Source organism: Pantoea sp. SM3 (genome assembly GCF_000963995.1).
Classification (GTDB): domain Bacteria; phylum Pseudomonadota; class Gammaproteobacteria; order Enterobacterales; family Enterobacteriaceae; genus Pantoea; species Pantoea rwandensis_B.
Window position 1 is genome coordinate 43578 of the sequence record NZ_JZRD01000008.1, and the last position, 19368, is coordinate 62945.

Annotated in this window: 16 protein-coding genes; 9 read left to right on the forward strand and 7 right to left on the reverse strand. The window is 54.2% G+C overall.

What is annotated here, in order from left to right:
* Nucleotides 1-3 precede the first annotated feature (3 nt).
* Nucleotides 4-1392, forward strand: coding sequence for a Re/Si-specific NAD(P)(+) transhydrogenase subunit beta (pntB, locus tag VI01_RS04940; protein ID WP_045814204.1), 1389 nt, complete (start codon nucleotides 4-6; stop codon nucleotides 1390-1392).
* Between the two features lie 47 nt (nucleotides 1393-1439).
* Here pntB and uspE read toward each other — a convergent pair whose 3' ends face one another.
* Complete coding sequence (uspE, locus tag VI01_RS04945) at nucleotides 1440-2396, reverse strand: universal stress protein UspE (RefSeq protein ID WP_045814205.1); 957 nt, start codon at nucleotides 2394-2396, stop codon at nucleotides 1440-1442.
* Nucleotides 2397-2514: 118 nt separating this feature from the next.
* Nucleotides 2515-3267 (reverse strand): FNR family transcription factor, encoded by a 753-nt coding sequence (locus VI01_RS04950; RefSeq protein WP_034830913.1) that lies wholly within the window; start codon nucleotides 3265-3267, stop codon nucleotides 2515-2517.
* A gap of 296 nt (nucleotides 3268-3563) precedes the next feature.
* Between VI01_RS04950 and smrA the strand changes: the two genes are divergently transcribed.
* Entirely contained in the window at nucleotides 3564-4130 is a 567-nt protein-coding gene (gene smrA, locus VI01_RS04955; protein WP_045814206.1) for a DNA endonuclease SmrA, read from the forward strand.
* Here the strand turns inward: smrA and VI01_RS04960 are convergent, their stop codons facing one another.
* Nucleotides 4131-5051 (reverse strand): LysR substrate-binding domain-containing protein, encoded by a 921-nt coding sequence (locus VI01_RS04960; protein ID WP_034830936.1) that lies wholly within the window; start codon nucleotides 5049-5051, stop codon nucleotides 4131-4133.
* Nucleotides 5052-5361: 310 nt separating this feature from the next.
* On the opposite strand from VI01_RS04960, the gene VI01_RS04965 reads away from it, so the two are divergent.
* Both VI01_RS04965 and VI01_RS04970 read left to right on the forward strand, forming a co-directional pair.
* Nucleotides 5362-6696 (forward strand): aromatic acid/H+ symport family MFS transporter, encoded by a 1335-nt coding sequence (locus VI01_RS04965; protein WP_045814207.1) that lies wholly within the window; start codon nucleotides 5362-5364, stop codon nucleotides 6694-6696.
* Nucleotides 6697-6784: 88 nt separating this feature from the next.
* Nucleotides 6785-8122: a VOC family protein gene (locus VI01_RS04970; protein WP_045814208.1), complete on the forward strand. Its 1338-nt coding sequence runs from the start codon at nucleotides 6785-6787 to the stop codon at nucleotides 8120-8122.
* Nucleotides 8123-8191: 69 nt separating this feature from the next.
* Here the strand turns inward: VI01_RS04970 and VI01_RS04975 are convergent, their stop codons facing one another.
* The gene (locus tag VI01_RS04975) at nucleotides 8192-8626 is read right to left on the reverse strand and encodes a DoxX family protein (protein ID WP_045814209.1); all 435 of its coding nucleotides are present in this window, start codon (nucleotides 8624-8626) and stop codon (nucleotides 8192-8194) included.
* A 192-nt stretch (nucleotides 8627-8818) separates the two neighbouring features.
* Here VI01_RS04975 and VI01_RS04980 point away from each other — a divergent pair, with 192 nt between their 5' ends.
* Entirely contained in the window at nucleotides 8819-10336 is a 1518-nt protein-coding gene (locus VI01_RS04980; RefSeq protein ID WP_045814375.1) for a carboxylesterase/lipase family protein, read from the forward strand.
* Nucleotides 10337-10549: 213 nt separating this feature from the next.
* Nucleotides 10550-12226: a methyl-accepting chemotaxis protein gene (locus tag VI01_RS04985; protein ID WP_045814210.1), complete on the forward strand. Its 1677-nt coding sequence runs from the start codon at nucleotides 10550-10552 to the stop codon at nucleotides 12224-12226.
* Here the strand turns inward: VI01_RS04985 and VI01_RS04990 are convergent.
* Complete coding sequence (locus VI01_RS04990; protein WP_045814211.1) at nucleotides 12184-13065, reverse strand: LysR substrate-binding domain-containing protein; 882 nt, start codon at nucleotides 13063-13065, stop codon at nucleotides 12184-12186. The two genes, VI01_RS04985 and VI01_RS04990, sit on opposite strands and share 43 nt — an antisense overlap.
* A gap of 126 nt (nucleotides 13066-13191) precedes the next feature.
* Here VI01_RS04990 and VI01_RS04995 point away from each other — a divergent pair, with 126 nt between their 5' ends.
* Nucleotides 13192-14358 carry a methionine aminotransferase gene (locus VI01_RS04995; protein ID WP_045814212.1) on the forward strand — a complete coding sequence of 389 codons (1167 nt, stop codon included), beginning with the start codon at nucleotides 13192-13194 and terminating at the stop codon, nucleotides 14356-14358.
* A gap of 14 nt (nucleotides 14359-14372) precedes the next feature.
* Nucleotides 14373-15152: a transporter substrate-binding domain-containing protein gene (locus tag VI01_RS05000; protein ID WP_045814213.1), complete on the forward strand. Its 780-nt coding sequence runs from the start codon at nucleotides 14373-14375 to the stop codon at nucleotides 15150-15152.
* Nucleotides 15153-15317: 165 nt separating this feature from the next.
* Here the strand turns inward: VI01_RS05000 and pepT are convergent, their stop codons facing one another.
* The gene (gene pepT / locus VI01_RS05005) at nucleotides 15318-16544 is read right to left on the reverse strand and encodes a peptidase T (protein ID WP_045814214.1); all 1227 of its coding nucleotides are present in this window, start codon (nucleotides 16542-16544) and stop codon (nucleotides 15318-15320) included.
* Nucleotides 16545-16657: 113 nt separating this feature from the next.
* Here pepT and VI01_RS05010 point away from each other — a divergent pair, with 113 nt between their 5' ends.
* Nucleotides 16658-18253, forward strand: coding sequence for an ABC transporter substrate-binding protein (locus VI01_RS05010; protein WP_045814215.1), 1596 nt, complete (start codon nucleotides 16658-16660; stop codon nucleotides 18251-18253).
* Nucleotides 18254-18307: 54 nt separating this feature from the next.
* On the opposite strand, the gene VI01_RS05015 is transcribed toward VI01_RS05010, so the two are convergent.
* Nucleotides 18308-19234, reverse strand: a complete 927-nt coding sequence (locus tag VI01_RS05015) for a LysR family transcriptional regulator (protein ID WP_038646865.1) — start codon at nucleotides 19232-19234, stop codon at nucleotides 18308-18310.
* Nucleotides 19235-19368: the final 134 nt, after the last annotated feature.

A 19368-nucleotide genomic window follows, 5' to 3' on the forward strand; every position in this document is an offset into this window, starting at 1 on the left:
AACATGTCTGGCGGATTAGTGACTGCAGCATACATTGTTGCCGCAATTCTGTTTATTTGCAGCCTGGCCGGCCTCTCAAAACACGAGACGTCTAAGCAGGGTAACATCTTTGGTGTCAGTGGCATGGCGATTGCGCTGCTGGCGACCATCTTTGGTCCCAACAGCGGCAACGTGGCGTGGATTCTGTTGGCGATGGTGATCGGTGGCGCAATCGGTGTGCGTCTGGCGAAGAAAGTCGAGATGACTGAAATGCCAGAGCTGGTGGCAATTCTGCACAGCTTCGTGGGTCTGGCTGCCGTTCTGGTGGGCTTCAACAGCTACCTCGATCATGCACCCGGTCTGGCGCCGGTGATGGAAAATATCCATCTGACGGAAGTGTTCCTTGGCATCTTTATCGGTGCGGTGACCTTCACCGGTTCTATCGTGGCGTTTGGCAAACTGCGCGGCAAGATCTCTTCTAAAGCGCTGATGCTGCCACATCGACATAAGATGAATCTGGCTGCGCTGGTGGTTTCTTTCCTGCTGATGCTGTGGTTTGTGCAGACGAATAGCACCGGTTCACAAGTGGTTGCTTTACTGCTGATGACCGTCATTGCTCTGGTCTTCGGCTGGCACCTGGTCGCCTCCATTGGCGGTGCGGATATGCCGGTTGTGGTGTCGATGCTGAACTCTTACTCCGGTTGGGCAGCGGCGGCGGCGGGCTTTATGCTCAGCAATGACCTGCTGATTGTCACCGGTGCGTTAGTGGGTTCTTCGGGTGCGATTCTGTCCTACATTATGTGTAAGGCAATGAACCGCTCGTTCATTAGCGTTATTGCGGGGGGTTTTGGCACCGATGTGAGTGTCGGTGGCGAAAGCGAAGAAGAGGGTGAACACCGTGAAATCACGGCAGAAGACACTGCAGAACTGCTGAAAGGTTCAACGTCAGTGATCATCACGCCTGGCTACGGCATGGCGGTGGCGCAGGCGCAGTACCCGGTGGCGGAAATCACCGAGAAACTGCGTGCGCGTGGCATCAAAGTGCGTTTCGGGATCCATCCGGTTGCCGGTCGTCTGCCTGGCCACATGAACGTGTTGCTGGCTGAAGCCAAAGTGCCGTATGACGTGGTGCTGGAAATGGACGAGATTAACGATGATTTCAGCGATACCGATACTGTGCTGGTGATCGGTGCCAATGACACCGTTAACCCGGCGGCGCAGGAAGATCCGCGCAGCCCAATCGCGGGTATGCCTGTACTGGAAGTGTGGAAAGCGCAGAACGTTATCGTGTTTAAACGTTCAATGAATACCGGTTACGCCGGGGTGCAGAACCCGCTGTTCTTCAAAGACAACACGCAAATGTTGTTTGGTGATGCGAAGGCGAGTGTAGAAGGTATCTTGCGCGCGCTATAATCTGTATTGCGATTTAAAAAGGCGACCATCTGGTCGCCTTTGTTGTTTTAATCGTCTTCGTCTTCTTCATCGTCATAATCAATCGGCGATTTGAAATCGTCAGGTTTGATTGCCAGTAAATCACAACGGAGATGATCGATAACCTGCTCTGCGGTATTCCCGAGGAACGCGGCTGAAAGGCCAGTGCGGCCGATGGTGCCGAGTACCACAATCCCCGCCTCCAGATGAGAGGCGATATCCGGTATCACTTCCTCCGGCAAGCCTTTTGCCACATGCGTAAGCTCTTCGCCGATGGAGAATTTCTGGCGTAGCGCTTTCATCGCCACCAGATGTTGTCCGCGAATCGCATCGTTATACACGCTGGGGTCAAAGTCGGGGAGTTCAATGGCGATATTGATTGGCGTGATGGGATAAGCACCGACAAGGTGCACTTCAGTATGATTGACCATATCAGCCAGCAGCACCGTTTCACGAATCAGCTTTTGGTTTAACTCATCGTGATGGGGCTCTTCACTGGCCAGATTGACCGCCACAACGGCTCTGCCTCCCTCTGGCCATGGCTGATCTTTCACCATCCACACCGGGCAGGGGCATTTACGCAGCAGATGCCAGTCAGTTGGGGTAAAAATCACCGCTTCGAGGCGATCGTGCTGGTGGGCCATTTTCAACACCAGGTCGTGCTGGTGCGCCATCACTTCCTGGATGATCGCTTCATAAGGGCGATTATGCCACACCACTTTAATTTCAATATCAACACCCGCCTCAAGATAGGCGTGGGCCTGTTGACGAATCCATTCAGTACGCTGACTGATGACGCCTTTACGCATGTTGGAACGTTCATCAGGCGACAACAAGGTGGTCATTTCATAGGAGAAGTCGTAGATAGGCAGAAAAGCTTTGATTTTTCCGCCGATACGTTGATTCAGATACACCGCACGACGTAACGCGGGTTGATCGTCCTGCTGGGCGTCAATCGCCACCAGAATATTTTGGTACCGGGACATAGGGCAATCTCCTCAAACCAAAGCAAGTTGGATTAAAGATAGCCTAAGTTGGCGCGGGGCAGAAGGGGAAAAGTTGTTGCCGGATCAATAAACTAACATTTATCGACCCGGCATAGAATCACGCAGCTTGTTCAGTCTGACCCGCCAGTTCTGCCAGCAACGCATGGTTCTCGATGGTGATATATTTGCCTTTTACTGCCAGCATGCCACTTTTCTGGAAGCGACCCAGCAGACGGCTGATGGTTTCTACGGTTAGTCCCAGGTAGTTACCAATGTCACCACGCGTCATGGTCAGGCGGAACTCGCGTTGAGAAAAGCCACGTTGACCAAAGCGGCGGGACAGATTCCAGACAAAGGCCGCCAGACGCTCTTCCGCGTTTTTCTTCGAGAGCAGCAGGATCATGTCCTGGTCGCCTTTAATCTCACCGCTCATCAGACGCATCATCTGCTGACGCAGTGCCGGCATTTTACCGGAAAGATCGTCAAGGGTTTCGAAAGGAATTTCACACACCATTGCCGTTTCCAGCGCCTGAGCAAAACTGGGGTGGTGCGCGCCGACAATCGCATCAAAGCCCACTAAATCCCCAGCCAGATGGAAACCGGTGATTTGCTCGTCACCCTGTTCAGTGATGGTATAGCTTTTGATGGTGCCGGAGCGGATAGCGTAAAGCGATTTCAGTTCATCACCGGCTTTGAACAACGTCTGACCTTTCTGAATCGGCTTTTTGCGCTCAATGATATTGTCCAGCTGATCCAGCTCATGCTCGTTCAGTGTGAAAGGGATACACAACTGGCTGATACTGCAATCCTGACAGTGAATGGCACAACCGCCAGACTGAATACGTCGAATGCTGCGTTTTTCCGGGATCATATAGGTACGCTCGATGATTATTGACTGCCGTCAATTTTAACATTTTTACGCGTTAAGGGAACTCATCCGAGCAGTAATTCCCCTTAAACCCCCACTAACGTAGGGTATACCTGAGTTTGCGCAAGGTTTGCCTGACATTATTTTTTGACCTGGAACGTTTTGTTGCCATATTTACATCTGGTCACAACTTGTCTCAGCGCAAAAAGTGACAGATGTGATGCCAAAAATCCTTTGCTACTATTTTGTTTTTGAGCGGCAACTTGCGCTCAGCAAACCACCAGGCGTGAGAAAACTCCATGAACCTAGACGATGAAGACCTTTTCCGGGATGCCATGGGCGATGTGACGCCACTGAAAGATTGTGCCAATACCCAATGGTTGCGTTCCCCTTCAACCAAAGCGCCGCGCCCGACGCAAGCCGATGACGAACAGGAAAATTTCCTCACGCGGGGCTTCCTTGACATCATCCCGCTGACGACGCCGCTGGAATACAAAACAGAAGGCATTCAACAAGGTGTGCTGGATAAGTTGCGGCTGGGGAAATATTCCCTGGACGCCAGCCTGAACCTGCTACGTCAGCCGGTAGAAACCTGTCGAAAGTCATTGTTCAGTTTCATGCTGCAGGCACGCAAGCAGGGGCTCCGCAATTTGCTGATTATCCACGGCAAAGGCCGTGATGATGAAGCGCATGCCAATATCGTACGCAGTTATCTGGCACGCTGGCTGACGCAGTTTGACGAGGTGCAAAGCTTTTGCGTGGCGCAGCCCCAGCACGGGGGTGCCGGGGCGTTGTATGTCAGTTTAAGAAAAACGGATCAGGCGCGGCTGGATAATCGAGAGCGCCACGCCAAACGCAGTCGCTAATCAGGTGTGAAATTTGCGAATGGTCGCCAGCAACACTTCGGCACTCAGGCTGAGATGACTGCCGCTGCGGGTGATAATCCCCACCGGCTCTCCCGGTCCTGGAGAGTTAATCGGCAGGGCAATCACGGCATTGTGGCTAAGATCTTCCTTGATGGCGCCCGAAGGGACAAACCACACATAGTCATAACGCAGGGCCAGCTGACGCGCCAGCGAAGTGGATGAGGTTTCAACACAATTAGCGGGAAGCGCACAACCTTGCTCGTCCAGCATATGTTGAGCGATACGGCGCGGGGCAGTGCCCTCCGGCGATATCACAACCGGCCACTGCATCGCACGGGATAACGTGACGTTGTCACTGAGAAGCGGGTGTTCCGGACGAACTACCAGTTTAAGCGACTCAAGGAATAGCAATTCATAACTCAGACCCGCCATCATTTCGCTGTCGGCCATGCGCCCAATGCCAATATCAAACTCACCCGCGCGCAACCCAGCCAGCAGAACATTATTGTGTAATGTCGCCACTTGTACCGTGGTGTTCGGCTGTTGCTCATGAAAGCGATCGAGAATCTGTGGCAGCATGCCCATTGCCGCGGTGGTGAGCGCGCCGAGGCGAATCACGACCGGTCGGCCTGGTTGTGGGGCGTTAAAGCTTTGTCCCGCATGGTTAAGTGCATCCAGCACTTTCACCGCATGGACCAGAAATTGCTCGCCGAGCGTCGTTAACTGGGCACCGAGACGGCCACGTTCAAACAGACGCGCACCAGCCAGTTCTTCCAGCTCATTCAGGGTTTTTGAGAGCGCAGGCTGGCTGAGATTGAGTGTCTCTGCCGCGCGCCCCAGCGTGCCTTGCTGCGCAACCGCAACAAAGGTGTGTAAATGGCGCAAGCGAATGCGCTGATTGAAAAGGGAATTTTTGTCCATAGCCTCAAACATAATGACTTTTACCTGATGGCGGCAATGGGAAAACTGGAATTATGTTAACTTCACTGCAAAATTATATTAACAAAACCCCTGAAATTGCTAACCTGATGTTTTAAATAGAATTAGTAAAAATCAGCGTCAGTGCAAAATTATCACCTATTGCAATATCAAGCGCTTAATCTCGCATAATTTGAATAATTCTCACTTACACCTAAAAATCCTGCCCGTTATTGTTAACGATGAGCTATCATTAGCGCCGTTTTTTTTACCAAAACTGATGATTAAACGATGAATGTGCAGGAGTTGATCCGTGACCACCGTTGAAGCCGTAGATGTTCGCCAGCTGATTAATCAGAGTGCGCTTAGCCGTTGGCAAAAACGCCTGATTGCGCTGTGCTTCATCGTTGTTGCGTTGGATGGCATGGACATCGCGCTGATGGGCTTTATCGCTCCGACATTGAAAGCCAGTTGGGGCGTCACTAATCATCAGCTTGGCATGGTGATCAGCGCCGCGCTGATTGGCCTGGCCTTAGGTGCCATGGTGGCGGGGCCATTGGCCGATCGCTACGGGCGGCGTGTGATGATACTGCTCAGCGTGGGCTTTTTTGGCTTGTGGACGCTGGCAACCGCCATGGCGCAAAACATCGATCAAATGATGTTATTCCGTTTTCTCACCGGCCTTGGCCTCGGTGCCGCCATGCCAAACGTTGGCACGCTGGTAGCAGAATATGCACCGGAGCGTCGACGTTCCTTCATTATCACCGTGGTGTTCTGCGGTTTCACCTTTGGTGCCGCATCAGGCGGATTTGCGGCTTCCTGGCTGTTGCCTCGCTATGACTGGCACTCCGTGATGTTGATGGGGGGCGTCTTGCCGCTGATTGTGTTGCCTTTCCTGCTGCGTGGCTTACCGGAATCCGTGCGCTTCCTGATTAGCCGTCGCGCACCTGCTGCACGTATTCATGCCATTTTGGATCGCATGCTGCCTGGCGTCGTTGAGCCGAACAGCCATTACCAGTCCACTGAACAGGTTGTCGTGCGGCGTGGCGCAGTGGCGACGGTGGTGTCGCGGCGCTATCTCTTCGGCAGCCTGATGTTATGGGGCGGCTACTTTATGGGGCTGTTCCTCGTCTATCTGATTGGCAGCTGGATGCCCTCGCTGATCAACACGTTGGGAATGTCGGTGACGGAAGCCGCCATCGTTACGGCGATGTACCAGGCGGGCGGCACGGTAGGTTCGCTGTTTGCTGGCTGGCTGATGGATCGCATCAATGCCAATATCGCGCTGGCGGTGATTTACTTCTGTGGCGGTATTGCGATTGTCGCGCTCGGCTTCTCTCCGGCGGAAGTGGGATTAATGAGTGCCATCGCCTTCTTTAGCGGCTTCTGCTTTAACGGCGCCAACACCGGCATGAATGCGCTGTCGGCCAGCTATTACCCTACGCACGCGCGTGCGACCGGTTCCAGTTGGATGCACGGTGTGGGTCGCGTCGGCGCGATTATGAGTGCTTTTGTCGGCGCAGAACTCCTTTCGCTCGGGTGGTCGTTCAGCCAAATCTTCCTGTTGCTGGCGATTCCAGCGATGCTCACCACGATCATGCTGGCCCTCAAATGCCGCTTTGGTGACCCGTCAGACCGGGCTGAGTGACAGGGCGATCACAGTTCCACGAAATTCCTCCACGGTGATAAAGGGTTGATCTACATTAGCAACAACCCTTAACGCCGAGGTGATGACCATGGAAAACTTTCTCACCAGCGATGCGATTCGCACGCTGTTCTCGCAAGCGATGTCCAGTATGTATCAACAGGAAGTGCCGCAATATGGCACCCTGACGCAACTGGTCACGGCCGTGAATGAACGTACGCTGGAAGCACAACCCGCTTTAAAAAACCGTCTCGCCGCCGCCGATGAACTGGACCGACTCAGTGTGGAACGTCACGGTGCAATTCGCGTGGGAACGGCAGAAGAACTCAGCACACTGCGTCAGATGTTTGCGGTGATGGGGATGGAACCGGTGGGATATTACGATCTCTCGCAAGCGGGGGTGCCGGTTCACTCCACCGCGTTCCGTCCGGTCACCAACAGCGCATTGCGCCGCAATCCATTCCGCGTGTTTACCTCTCTGTTACGGCTGGAACTGATTGATGACGCCGCGCTAAGGGAAAAAGCCGCAACTATTTTGGCCGCGCGCGATATTTTCACCCCGGGTTGTCGCGCATTGATCGCTCAACATCAACAACAGGGCGGTTTAAACGCTGCGGACGCGGCGCGCTTTGTCAAAGAGGCGCTGGAAACCTTCCGCTGGCATGCCCACACCACCGTGGACAGCGTGACCTACCGCGCACTGAGTCAGCAACATCGATTGATCGCCGATGTGGTGTGCTTCCAGGGGTGCCACATCAACCATCTGACGCCGCGCACGCTGGATATCGATTGCGTGCAAACCTTGATGCCCTCGCGCGGCATCGATCCCAAAACCCTTATTGAGGGGCCACCACGGCGCGAGGTGCCGATCCTGTTACGTCAAACCAGCTTTAAAGCGCTGGAAGAGGCAGTGCATTTTAATGACGGCACTCCCGGCACCCATACTGCGCGCTTTGGCGAGATTGAGCAGCGCGGCGCGGCACTGACCCCCAAAGGACGTACACTGTACGACCGTCTGTTGGCGGAAGCAGGCACCGGCAGCGATAACCAGCATCATCAACAGCATCTGAGCGCAGTGTTTCGTGATTTCCCTGATGATGAAGAAGCCTTGCGTGAACAGGAACTGGCGTGGTTCCGCTATCGTTTGACCGCTAAGGGCATCCAGCATCCCCCGCAAATGGGGGAAACCCTGGCCCAACTTCTCGCTGAGGGACGGGTGCAGGCAGAACCGATTGTGTATGAAGATTTCCTGCCAGTGAGTGCAGCGGGGATATTCCAGTCTAATTTGGGCGACGAAACGCACGCACGCAGCGCGGGCAATGCCAGCAGGGCGGATTTTGAAGCCGCGTTAGGCGCAGCGGTGCAGGATGAGATGGCGTTGTATCAGCAGATGCAGCAGCGCAGCCTGGCACGTTGCGGTATCTGTTAGCGGTATAAGAAAACCGGTCTGTGAAGTGGCATCACCACTTCAGCAGACCGGCTTCATTTCTTTTGATTTTTATTGCAAGCGCGAATCACGCACCAGCGTGTACTTCCCGGCACCCAAAAACATGATGGCGAGTGCGCCCAGCAGATAAAGAGCCTCTGTTTCCAGAGACCAGGCGCCAACATCTGTGCGATGCCAGACTGCGCCCATTTTTACCAGCAAGGTCGCAACAACCATGTTCACCGCAATAATGAAGGCCGCAGGGCGCGTCATTAAACCGATGATCACCATAACAGGTGCCACTATTTCCCCGATGTAAGCACCGTAAGCGATGAAACCTGGCATACCTTTAACGGCCAGCAGATGGGCGATCCAGTCGACGCCATGCATCACTTTGAATTCGCCATGAAACAGCAGCAGGCCGCCAAACGTCAGACGTAACAGCAGTTTACCGAAGTCCGGGTGATCGCTCATCCGATTGAACATCTGGTTGATACCACCAAACATCGCGCTTCTCCGTCTCGCCAGGTTAACTTGTAACCTTAAAGCAATTCGCCATGCCAGGGTTAGCCAAAAAATTTGATGGAAATGTTCAATGGATCGAAAGCATATTCGGCTTAATCTGCAAATGCTTTCAGAACATGGACATTCGCTCAAGGCCTGCAAATAATGGAACCAAGCTTGATCTGGGAACCCGAGATGAAAAATGAACGACGTCTGAGGATCATGACCGCAGAGGGTGAGCTCAGAGGCCTGATTGACGATGATCTTTTTGTCTTCAAGGGAGTACCTTACGCCGCACCGCCCGTGGGCGCATTGCGCTGGCGTCCGCCACAGCCGGTTGCGCCCTGGCAAGAAGTACGTGAAGCCACGCAATGGGGGGATGCCAGTTGGCAAAACCGGGATTATTGCATGGCAGTGGGTGGCGGCGATCCGGGTCGGTTCAATGAGGATTGTCTGTACCTGAATATCTGGACGCCAGACGTTGAGCCCTCCCGTCCCTTGCCGGTGATGGTGTGGCTGCACGGCGGGGGCTTTACCATCGGCGCAGGTAGTCTTGATCCCTATCGTGGCAAAGCCTTAGCCGCGCAGGGCGTCGTCGTGGTCACGCTCAATTATCGACTTGGCCACTTTGGCTTTTTCGCGCATCCGGCGCTGGATGCTGAATACCCGCAAGAAGCGGTGGTAAATAACTTTGCCTTGCTGGATCAAATCGCTGCGCTGCAATGGGTTCAACGCAATATTCCTGCCTTTGGCGGCGATCGCCACAATATCACGCTGTTTGGTGAATCATCGGGTGCGCGCAGCGTGTTGTCTTTGTGCTGTTCTCCGCTGGCTGAAGGGCTGTTCCACAAAGGCATTGTCCAGAGTGCATACAGCTTGCCGGATGTGCCGCGCAGGAGGGCGCAACAAATCGGTAAACAGGTTGCCGCGCATTTTGGCCTGCCGGCTCACGCCTCTGCTGAACAGCTTCGTCAGTTACCTGCCGATCAATTCTGGCCGCTGCAACGTCCACTGGGATTAGGTCCGGTGGCAATCAGCGGTGATGCGGTGCTCCCCAGGCCGATGCTCGAAACCTTTATGGCCGGTAAACAGCATCGGGTGCCGTTGATGGTGGGAAGTAACAGCGATGAAGCCAGCGTACTGGATTATTTTGGTGTGGATCCTGCAACGGTGTTACAGCAAATTCGTCGCAAAAATCGCCTGAGCTATGGCCTGATGAAATGGCTATACGATATTCACGACGATACCTTACTGGGCCGGTCAGTGGCGCGAGACATGGCGTTTACCGTGATCCCGTTACTGGTGGCGCAGTCTCAACACAGTATTGGCATGCCTGCCTGGCGATACTGGTTCGACTATGTGTCAGAGAATGCCCGCGACCTCTATCCACATGGCACCTGGCACGGCAACGAAATCCCCTATGTATTCAACACGCTGACCTCGCTTAAACCGCTGCCTGAGCGGGATTACACTGCCGCAGATAAGCGCTTTGCCGATATGGTCAGTACCTATTGGGTGACTTTCGCCCGGGATGCCAGTGAGTTTAGCTATCAGTTGCAGGGCCAAATCGACTGGCCGGTGTGGCGTCCCCGTGAAGATCTGACACTCGCCCTCGGTGATCAGGGTAAACCGCAAGCGGTGTTGAAGTCGCGTTTTATGCGTGGGCGTCTGCGTTTGTTCCGTCTGATGATGCGCAGCCACGTTAAGCTTTGATGAGCAGGCTAATAGTGAAATTGCGCAAATGAATCCTTAAGGCAAATGACGCGTTAACTTATTGATTAATCATAACAATGGCAGCCATTCATCTTAAGCAGACAGCAATTAATTAGCTTATTAAACCGTTACATTTTCCCAATCCACTGCCGATAAACGCAATATGCCCGATTTTATCGGGCCTCCTACGCGTTTCACACCAAGGGATTATGTATGGGAATCTTAAAAAACTTCACTATTCGCGCCGTCATGCTGACTATTCTCGGGCTGTTTTGCCTGCTGTGGTGCGGTGTCGGATTATTTAGCGTGCATTCGCTCAATGCCCTCGGCGAAGGGAATGAGATAGACCGTGAGCTGGTTAATCAGATGACGGTACTGAGTAAAGGCAACGATCAATATTTTCGTGTGGTGACGCGTCTATCCCGCGTGATGGAAGGGCGTGCATCGGGCGCGGCAGTGAGCGCGGAGGCATTCGCACCGGTGCAACAGGCGCTGGAGAGTATGAAAGCGCAGCTGGCGCAATTCAAAGCGATGGCACCCGGCCCGATGGACAGTGAAACGGTTAACAGCGTTATCGCCAGCTGGCAGAAATTGCTGGATGAGGGGATTGCGCCGCAGGTGTCGCTGGCACAGCAGAGCACCGTTGAAGCTTACCGCACACAGGCCAATAACGTGACGCCCGCCCTGAGCCGCGCCTTTGGCACCAGCGCGGAGGCGTTCAACAAAGCCGCAGGTATTAAGCTGGATGAAACCCGTGTCACCGTCGATAAACTCACCAATATTACCAAGGTGATTATTCTGGTTGCCGTGGTGTTCGGCCTTGTCATTCTGTTGTTCACCGACCGTTATCTGGTGGCGATGCTGGTGAAACCGCTGGAGCGCGTGCGCAACCATTTCGCGGTGATTGCGCAGGGCGATCTCAGCCAGCCAGTAGAGGATTTTGGTCGCAACTGCGTCGGCAAACTGGTGCCGCTGTTGCGTGCGATGCAGGACAGCCTGCGTGAAGCAGTGAGCGCCATTCGTAGTGGAACAGAGAATATCTATCGCGGGGCGGCAGAAATTTCATCCGGTAATAACGATCTCTCCTCACGCACCGAAGAGCAAGCGGCCGCGCTGGAGCAAACGGCAGCCAGCATGGAGCAGCTCACGGCAACGGTGAAATTCAACGCCGACAACGCCCGTCAGGCCAGCTCGCTGGCAGAAACGGCCACCGGCACCGCACAGCAGGGCGGCCGTCTGGTGGGGGAAGTGGTGACCACCATGCAGGGCATTTCCGGCAGTTCGAAGAAAATCGCTGAGATCACCAACGTGATCAACAGCATTGCTTTCCAGACCAATATCCTGGCCCTTAACGCCGCCGTTGAAGCTGCGCGTGCGGGCGAACAAGGTCGTGGTTTCGCGGTAGTGGCCAGTGAAGTGCGTAATCTGGCACAGCGCAGTGCGGGTGCGGCGAAAGAGATCGCCACGCTGATTGAAGATTCCGTCCAGCGTGTTGATAAAGGCTCAGCGTTGGTCAGCAGCGCGGGCAGCACCATGAACGATATTCTGAAGTCGGTACAGGATGTGAATGAGATCATGAAGCATATCGCGGCCGCTTCCGAAGAGCAGAGCAAGGGCATTTCGCAGGTCGGCACCGCCGTCACGGAAATGGACAGCGTGACCCAGCAAAACGCCTCGCTGGTGGAGCAGGTTTCTGCGGCGGCCAGTGCGCTGGAGCGTCAAACGGAAGAGTTGCAGGCTTCTGTCGCGAAATTCCGTCTGTCGGACAGTGCGCCGTCAGGCAAAGCTCAGGCCGCGCCAGCCAGCACCGTTCTGCGCCGGCCGCTGCTAACCAGTACGCCAGTCGCTCAATCGAAGTCGGCCAGCGCCGATGAGTGGGTTTCATTCTGAGGCTGACACAACCACGCCACCAGATCCGGCAGGAACGGTGGCGCATCCTGTTCTGCACACTGTAAAAGGCTGTACGCTGCCCCGGTGGCCACGCTGTTGGCAAACGGGGCAATCAAGCGACCATTCGCCAAATCATTTTGCACCAGTGTCACATCCGCCACCGTGGCACCAAAGCCCTGAATCGCCGCGCTGATGGCAAGATCCATAGTGGCAAAGTGCTGATTGCGTGCCATCGGCACCTTCGCCGCCTGGTCCGCCAGCCACATTTGCCAGTCGCGAGCATCATTGGTGGGATGCAAAAAAGTAAACTTCGCCAAATCGCTGATGCTCACGGGCGGCGTGACGTTACTGCCCAAAACCGGCGTCAATCGCTCATCAAATAAACGAATAGAACCGGTAGGGGGCGTGCCAAACACAATTGCCGCATCAAAATTTTCCAACTGTGAAGCGTGATCCAGCGTGGTGGTGAGCGCCACGTGGATTTCTGGCCGCTGTTGCTCCAGTGCCACCAAACGCGGCACCAGCCAGCGCATGGCACAGGTCGGTGCTTTCAAACGAATCGAGGCATTGCTGCGGCTGGCTTTCTCTGTCGCGTTCACCAGCATGGCGTAACCTTGCTGCAGTTCGGGCAACAATGCCGCCCCTTGTTCGGTGAGATGCAGACCGCGCGCATGACGGGCAAACAACGGAAATCCCAGCCAGCTTTCCAGCGTAGCGATTTTACGGCTCACCGCCCCCTGCGTAATGCACAACTCACTGGCCGCGCGCGTCAGATTGAGATGACGTGCAGTGACCAGAAATGCATGGATGGCATTTAGCGGTAGTGCAGAGCGGGACATAATGACCTCAAGCTATGATTTTTAATCATGGCTATTATGACAACAATTCGCTTGTCGACTCAAGCGTCACGCCGTTGAATAGAAATCTACTTTCCTTACGTGGTTATGCAACCTTGTGGAGCAACGATGACCTTGAATAGCAGTGTTAACATCTCTTCCAAACAGCCCGATGTCGGCACGACGATTTTCAGCGTCATCGGCCAGCTATCGGCACAACATAAAGCCATCAACCTGTCGCAGGGCGCGCCGAATTTTCCATGCGATCCCCATCTGGTTGAGCTGGTCAGTAAAGCCATGCGCGAAGGCCATAACCAATATGCCTCTTTGACCGGTTTACCCGCGCTGCGTGAAGCGCTGGCCGAAAAAGTCAAGACGCTTTATGGCCAGCGCTACGATGCGGGTAGCGAAGTGTTGATCACCGGCAGCGCTAGCCAGGGAATTTACATGGCAATTTCTGCGCTGGTGCACCCTGGCGACGAAGTGATCTTCTTCGAGCCGGCGTTCGACAGCTATGCGCCAGTGGTGCGTTTGCAAGGCGCAACCCCGATTGGCCTGAAATTGCAGGTGCCGGATTTTGCGATTAACTGGGATGAGCTGCGTGCCACCATCACGCCGCGCACCCGCATGATCATTATCAACACCCCGCACAATCCGAGTGCACAGGTGCTGACGCCAGCCGACCTGGAACAGCTGGCAGCCTTGACCCGCAACACGGATATCGTGGTGCTGTCCGACGAAGTCTACGAACACATTCTGTTTGATGGTCGTGCCCACTGCGGCATGGCTACCCATCCGGAACTGGCACAGCGCAGCGTGATCGTTTCCTCCTTTGGCAAAACGTTCCACGTCACTGGCTGGCGTGTGGGTTACGCGCTGGCACCGGCCGCGCTGATGGAAGAGATTGTGAAGGTGCATCAGTTCATGATGTACGCCGCCGATACACCGATGCAGGTGGGTTTTGCGCACTATCTGCAGAATCCGCAAAACTACCTGCAGCTGTCACCGTTCTATCAGGAAAAACGCGATCGTCTGCTGTCATTGATGCAAGATTCGCCGTTTAAGCTGCTGCCGAGCGCGGGATCCTTCTTTATGTTGGCCAGTTACGGACATTTCAGTGACGAAAGCGACAGTGAAATGGTAAAACGTCTCATCGTCGATCACGGTGTGGCCACCATTCCGTTGTCGGCGTTTTATATGGACGGCACTGACAATAAATTAATTCGCCTGTCATTCGCGAAAGACGACGCAACACTGCAGGCTGGCGCGGAAGCGCTGTGCCGTGTTAAAGGGTAATTAGGGGAAGAATAATGAAAAAATTAAACGCACTGTTTGTGGCGCTCGGCATGCTGACCTCAGCACACGCACTGGCACAGGAAACCTTACGCTACGGTCTGGAGTCACAATATCCGCCGTTTGAAAGCCGCAACGTACAGGGCGAGCTGGAAGGTTTTGATATCGAACTGGGCAAAGCGATTTGCCAGGTCGGCAACTTTGACTGTAAGTGGGTGGAAAGCAGCTTTGATGCGCTGATCCCGGCACTGCAGGCGAAAAAGTTTGATGCGATCAACTCGGCGATGAATATCACCGAAGCGCGTGCTAAAAGCATCGATTTCACCAAACCTATCTACCGCATTCCCACCATGCTGATCGTCAAAGCGGGTGAGAAGTTGCTGCCAACCGCCGAGTCGCTGAAAGGCAAAAACATCGGTGTGTTGCAGGGTTCTATCCAGGAAACTTACGCTAAGAAGCACTGGGAGCCGCAGGGTGTGACCGTGACCTCTTATCAGGACCAGAACCAGGTTTATAACGACATGGTTGCGGGCCGCCTTGATGGCACGCTGGTGATGTCTGCTGCAGGCCAGTCTGGTTTCCTTGATAAGCCACAGGGCAAAGGTTTCGCCTTTGTCGGCAAGCCGGTTGAAGATGACACCATCCTCGGTTCAGGTATCGGTTTTGGTCTGCGTAAAGGTGATGCCAAGCTGAAGGGTGAACTGGATGCGGCTATCACGAAAGTGCAGGCTGACGGCACCATCACCAAGCTGGCGGCGAAATTCTTCCCTGGCATTGATGTGACCGCAGCGAAATAACTTCAAGCGCCATACTGGCGCGCTGCTCCGTTAAAACCGGATTGAATTAAGGCTGCCATTGTTCACCCATGGCAGCCTTTTTCGTTTACGTCGGTGTCGGTGGCATCGCCTCTCAGCGGTTGCCGGGCCGCTGACAGCGTTAAGATCTGCCGGTAAAGATCGGGCTTATTTCGCCGCCAGATAACACAGCGCTTCGGCTACCTGATACGATTTCACAAACGACGGCACCGGTAAAAACTCGAAGCGTGAATGGAAATTGTGTGCCCCGGTAAAGAAGTTCGGTGTCAGCAATCCTTTTGCCGATAAAGCCGCACCGTCTGTGCCGCCGCGCATCGGGATGACTTTCGGCTCCACGCCCACTTGTTCGAGCGCCGCAAATATCAAGTCAATTGCACGACGATCTTCCCCAATGGCATTACTGATGTTGCTGTAGGTGTCGTTAATGGTGAGTGAAACATGCCCGGTGGGGTAAAGCGCGGCGATCTCATCTGCGACTTCCACCAACTGCTGTTTTTTCTGATCGAAACCCTGTAAATCAAAGTCGCGAATCGATGCCTTCAGCACCGCACGGCTGGCATTGGCATTGATATCATTAAACCAGATATAGCCTTCACGTCCTTCGGTATGCTCTGGCGTTGCCAGGCGATCGAAACGTGAAATGAAGTCGTGCGCCATCAGCAGTGGGTTAACCAGCACGCCTTTGCCGGACATCGGATGCGCCGGCACGCCGGTAAACACCAGTTCCGCCGCCGCCGCATTAAAGTTCTCATACACCACTTCGCCCAACTCACAGCAATCGATAGTCCAGGCAAAATCGACGTTAAAGCGAGTGTCCAAATCCAGCGCTTTGGCACCGCGCAGCCCAATTTCCTCATCCGGTACAAATGCCACCACGATGTCGCCATGATCGCCTTTCAGATTCTCCATCAACGTCATTACCACAGTCACCGCCGCTTTATTGTCGGCGCCGAGCACGCTGGTGCCATCGCTAAAGATGATCTCCTGACCGTGATAGGGCGCAATCTCCGGGTGTTCCGCTACGCGCAGCCAAATATCCTGCTGCGCGTTCAGACACAAATCATCGCCGTTAAACGTCAGGGTTTGCGGGTGGATATCCGCTGATAAACCCACGTCCACCGTGTCGATATGGGTAATAAAGCCGATGCGTGGTGCATCTGGTCGATTGCCCGGTTTCACCGCCGTCACCGTCGCATGCTGATCGATGACGATATCCTGCAGCCCAAACTCACGCAGTTCCTGCGCCAGTAGCTCCGCCATCGCATGTTGTGAAGGGGTGCTGGGCAGCGTGGTGGATTTGGCATCGCTCTGGCTGGAAACCGCCAGATAACGGTAAAAACGTTGAGTCAGTTGGCGAGCGAGTTGGTCTGTCATCACATTTCCTTATTAGCTTTGCGCGATGTGCATTACACACCTCGGATAAATCGTGTTATTTATCAATAAATACCGATGCGGGCTCATGGAAGTCAACAAAAACGAGGATCACAATGAAAAAGATGATGGCAAAGTTCACACTCAGTGCGTTGTGTTTAGCGGTGGCAGGCGGAGTATCGGCAAAAACGCTGGTTTACTGTTCCGAAGGTTCGCCTGAGAATTTCAATCCGCAACTTTACACTTCAGGTACCAGCGTTGATGCCAGCGCAGTGCCTATTTTCAACCGTTTGGTGGACTTCAAGCCCGGCACTACGGAACTGGTGCCAAGTCTGGCTGAAAGCTGGGATATCAGCCCGGACGGCACGGTTTACACGTTCCACTTACGCAAAGGGGTTAAATTCCAGAGCAACAAACTGTTTAAACCATCGCGCGACCTGAATGCCGATGACGTGATCTTCTCGTTTATGCGTCAGATGGATGCCAAAAATCCCTACCACAACGTCTCCGGTGGCAACTACAGCAATTTCGATAGCCTGGAACTGGCGAAGCTGATCAAGAATATAGAAAAAGTGGATGACAATACGGTGCGCATCACGCTGGCGCATGCGGAAGCGCCATTCCTCGCGGATTTGGCCTGGTACTTCGCCTCCATTCACTCTGCGGAATATGCCGATCAGATGCTAAAAGCGGGCACACCAGAGAAAGTCGACATGGAGCCGATCGGCACCGGTCCCTTTGAGCTGGTGCAATATCAAAAAGACTCACGCATCCTCTACAAAGCCTTCCCGGATTACTGGCAGGGCAAAGCGAAACTGGATCGCATTGTTTTCTCCATCACCCCGGACGCTTCGGTACGCTATGCCAAGCTGGAGAAAAACGAGTGTCAGGTGATGCCGTTCCCGAATCCTGCCGATCTGGAAAAAATGCGCAGCAACCCGGATCTGACGCTGGAGCAGAAGTCGGGGCTCAACACCGGTTTCCTGTCGTTCAATACCACTAAAGCGCCGTTGGATAACGTGAAAGTTCGCCAGGCACTGGCGATGGCCATTAACAAGCAGGCGATTATTGACGCGATATTCAAAGGCACTGGCACGGTGGCGAAAAATATTCTGCCGCCGGGTGTCTGGAGTGCAGATAAGGATCTGAAGGATTACGATTATGATCCGCAGAAAGCCAAAGCACTGCTACAGGAAGCAGGTATAAAACCCGGCACTGAAATCGCGCTATGGGCGATGCCGGTGCAGCGCCCTTATAATCCAAACGCGCGACGAATGGCAGAGATGATTCAGGCCGATTGGGCGCAGGTGGGCATTAAAGCCAATATCGTCAGTTATGAGTGGGGTGAATACCTGAAGCGCGTGAAGGGCGGTGAGCATCAGGCGGCGCTTATGGGCTGGACCACGGCGACGGGCGATCCGGATAACTTCTTTGGCCCGCTCTACAGCTGCACCTCGGCCAATGGCGGCTCCAACTCCTCCAAATGGTGCTATCAGCCGTTCGAGAAGATCATCACTGAAGCGCGCGCGGAGCAAAATCACGACAAGCGCGTCACGCTGTATCGTGAAGCTCAGCAGATCATGCACGATCAAATGCCTGCCGTGATGATCGCCCATTCAACGATTTTCGAGCCGGTGCGCAAAACGGTGAGCGGATATACCGTCGATCCGTTTGGTAAACACATTTTCTATCCGGTCGATATCAAGAATTGATGACGGGCAAGTGCCGCTCAAAGGCGGCACGTTGTGTTGAGCGCGCGTGGCGTGTCAAGGCTTCCAGCGTTGACGCAATGGTTCCTCCAGCGCGTTCATTTGCTGCAGTAAAAACGTCATAAACACATTCAGGGCGGCACTGCGAGGTCGCCCTGATTGCGCCTGTAACTGCAAGTTGCGCTGACTCAATTGATCGATCCCCACCGAGCGCAATATCAAGCCGTGCGTTTCCGCTTCTTGTAATACGGTAAAGGCACTGCAAATCGTCAGAGCCAGCGGAGTGCGCAGCAGAAAGTGGAACAACGTTGAGAAGGTATCGCAGGTGATCACCGGTTCAATCAAATTACCGCTCATGTGGCTCGCCAGCTCAAACAATTGGCGCACGGTGGTGTTCTGCTGCGGCAAAGCCAGCGGATAGTGGCTGACATCGTTCAGGGTCACGTGTGCGGCGCTGGCCAGCGGATGGCTCTGATGCATCACCAGCAGCACCGGGGCGGGCCAGGAACCGATGACTTCCACGCCGCGTTCAGCGTGCAGGCTGAATTGCAGTGCCAGATCGCACTCGCCGCTGCGCAGCAGTTCAGCGACACCTTGCGTACTTGCCACTTTGATATCAAACAGCACGCCGGGATTATCCTCACGGAAGGCGGCAATCATGCGCGGCAGCAGCGTAAAGGCTAATCCATCGGTACAGGCCACGCGAATAAGGGTGCGTCGCACGGCCTTCAGCCCCTTAATTTCTGCCAGCGCGTACTCCATCTCCAGCATCGTTTTGCGTACGTGATGGGCGTAAATTTCGCCGGCTTCATTCAGCACCATCCCGCGCGCATGCCGGTCAAACAGGGGCACGCCCACCTGGTTTTCCAGTCGCTGAATTTGTCTGCTGATGGCAGACACCGCCACAAACAGCTGTTCACTGGCCGCGCTGAGCGAACCCGTATTGGCAACGGCCAGGAAATAGCGGATTTCATTGCTTATCATGCGGATGCCTCATACTGGTGCATGCCTCGAAATCGGGCAGCGGAGCTTTGCCAAAAAAGCAAATCATACTCGATAAATTGATAATTGTGGCAAAGCAAGGTTTCCGCAAAGATGACAAAACCAAAATACCAATA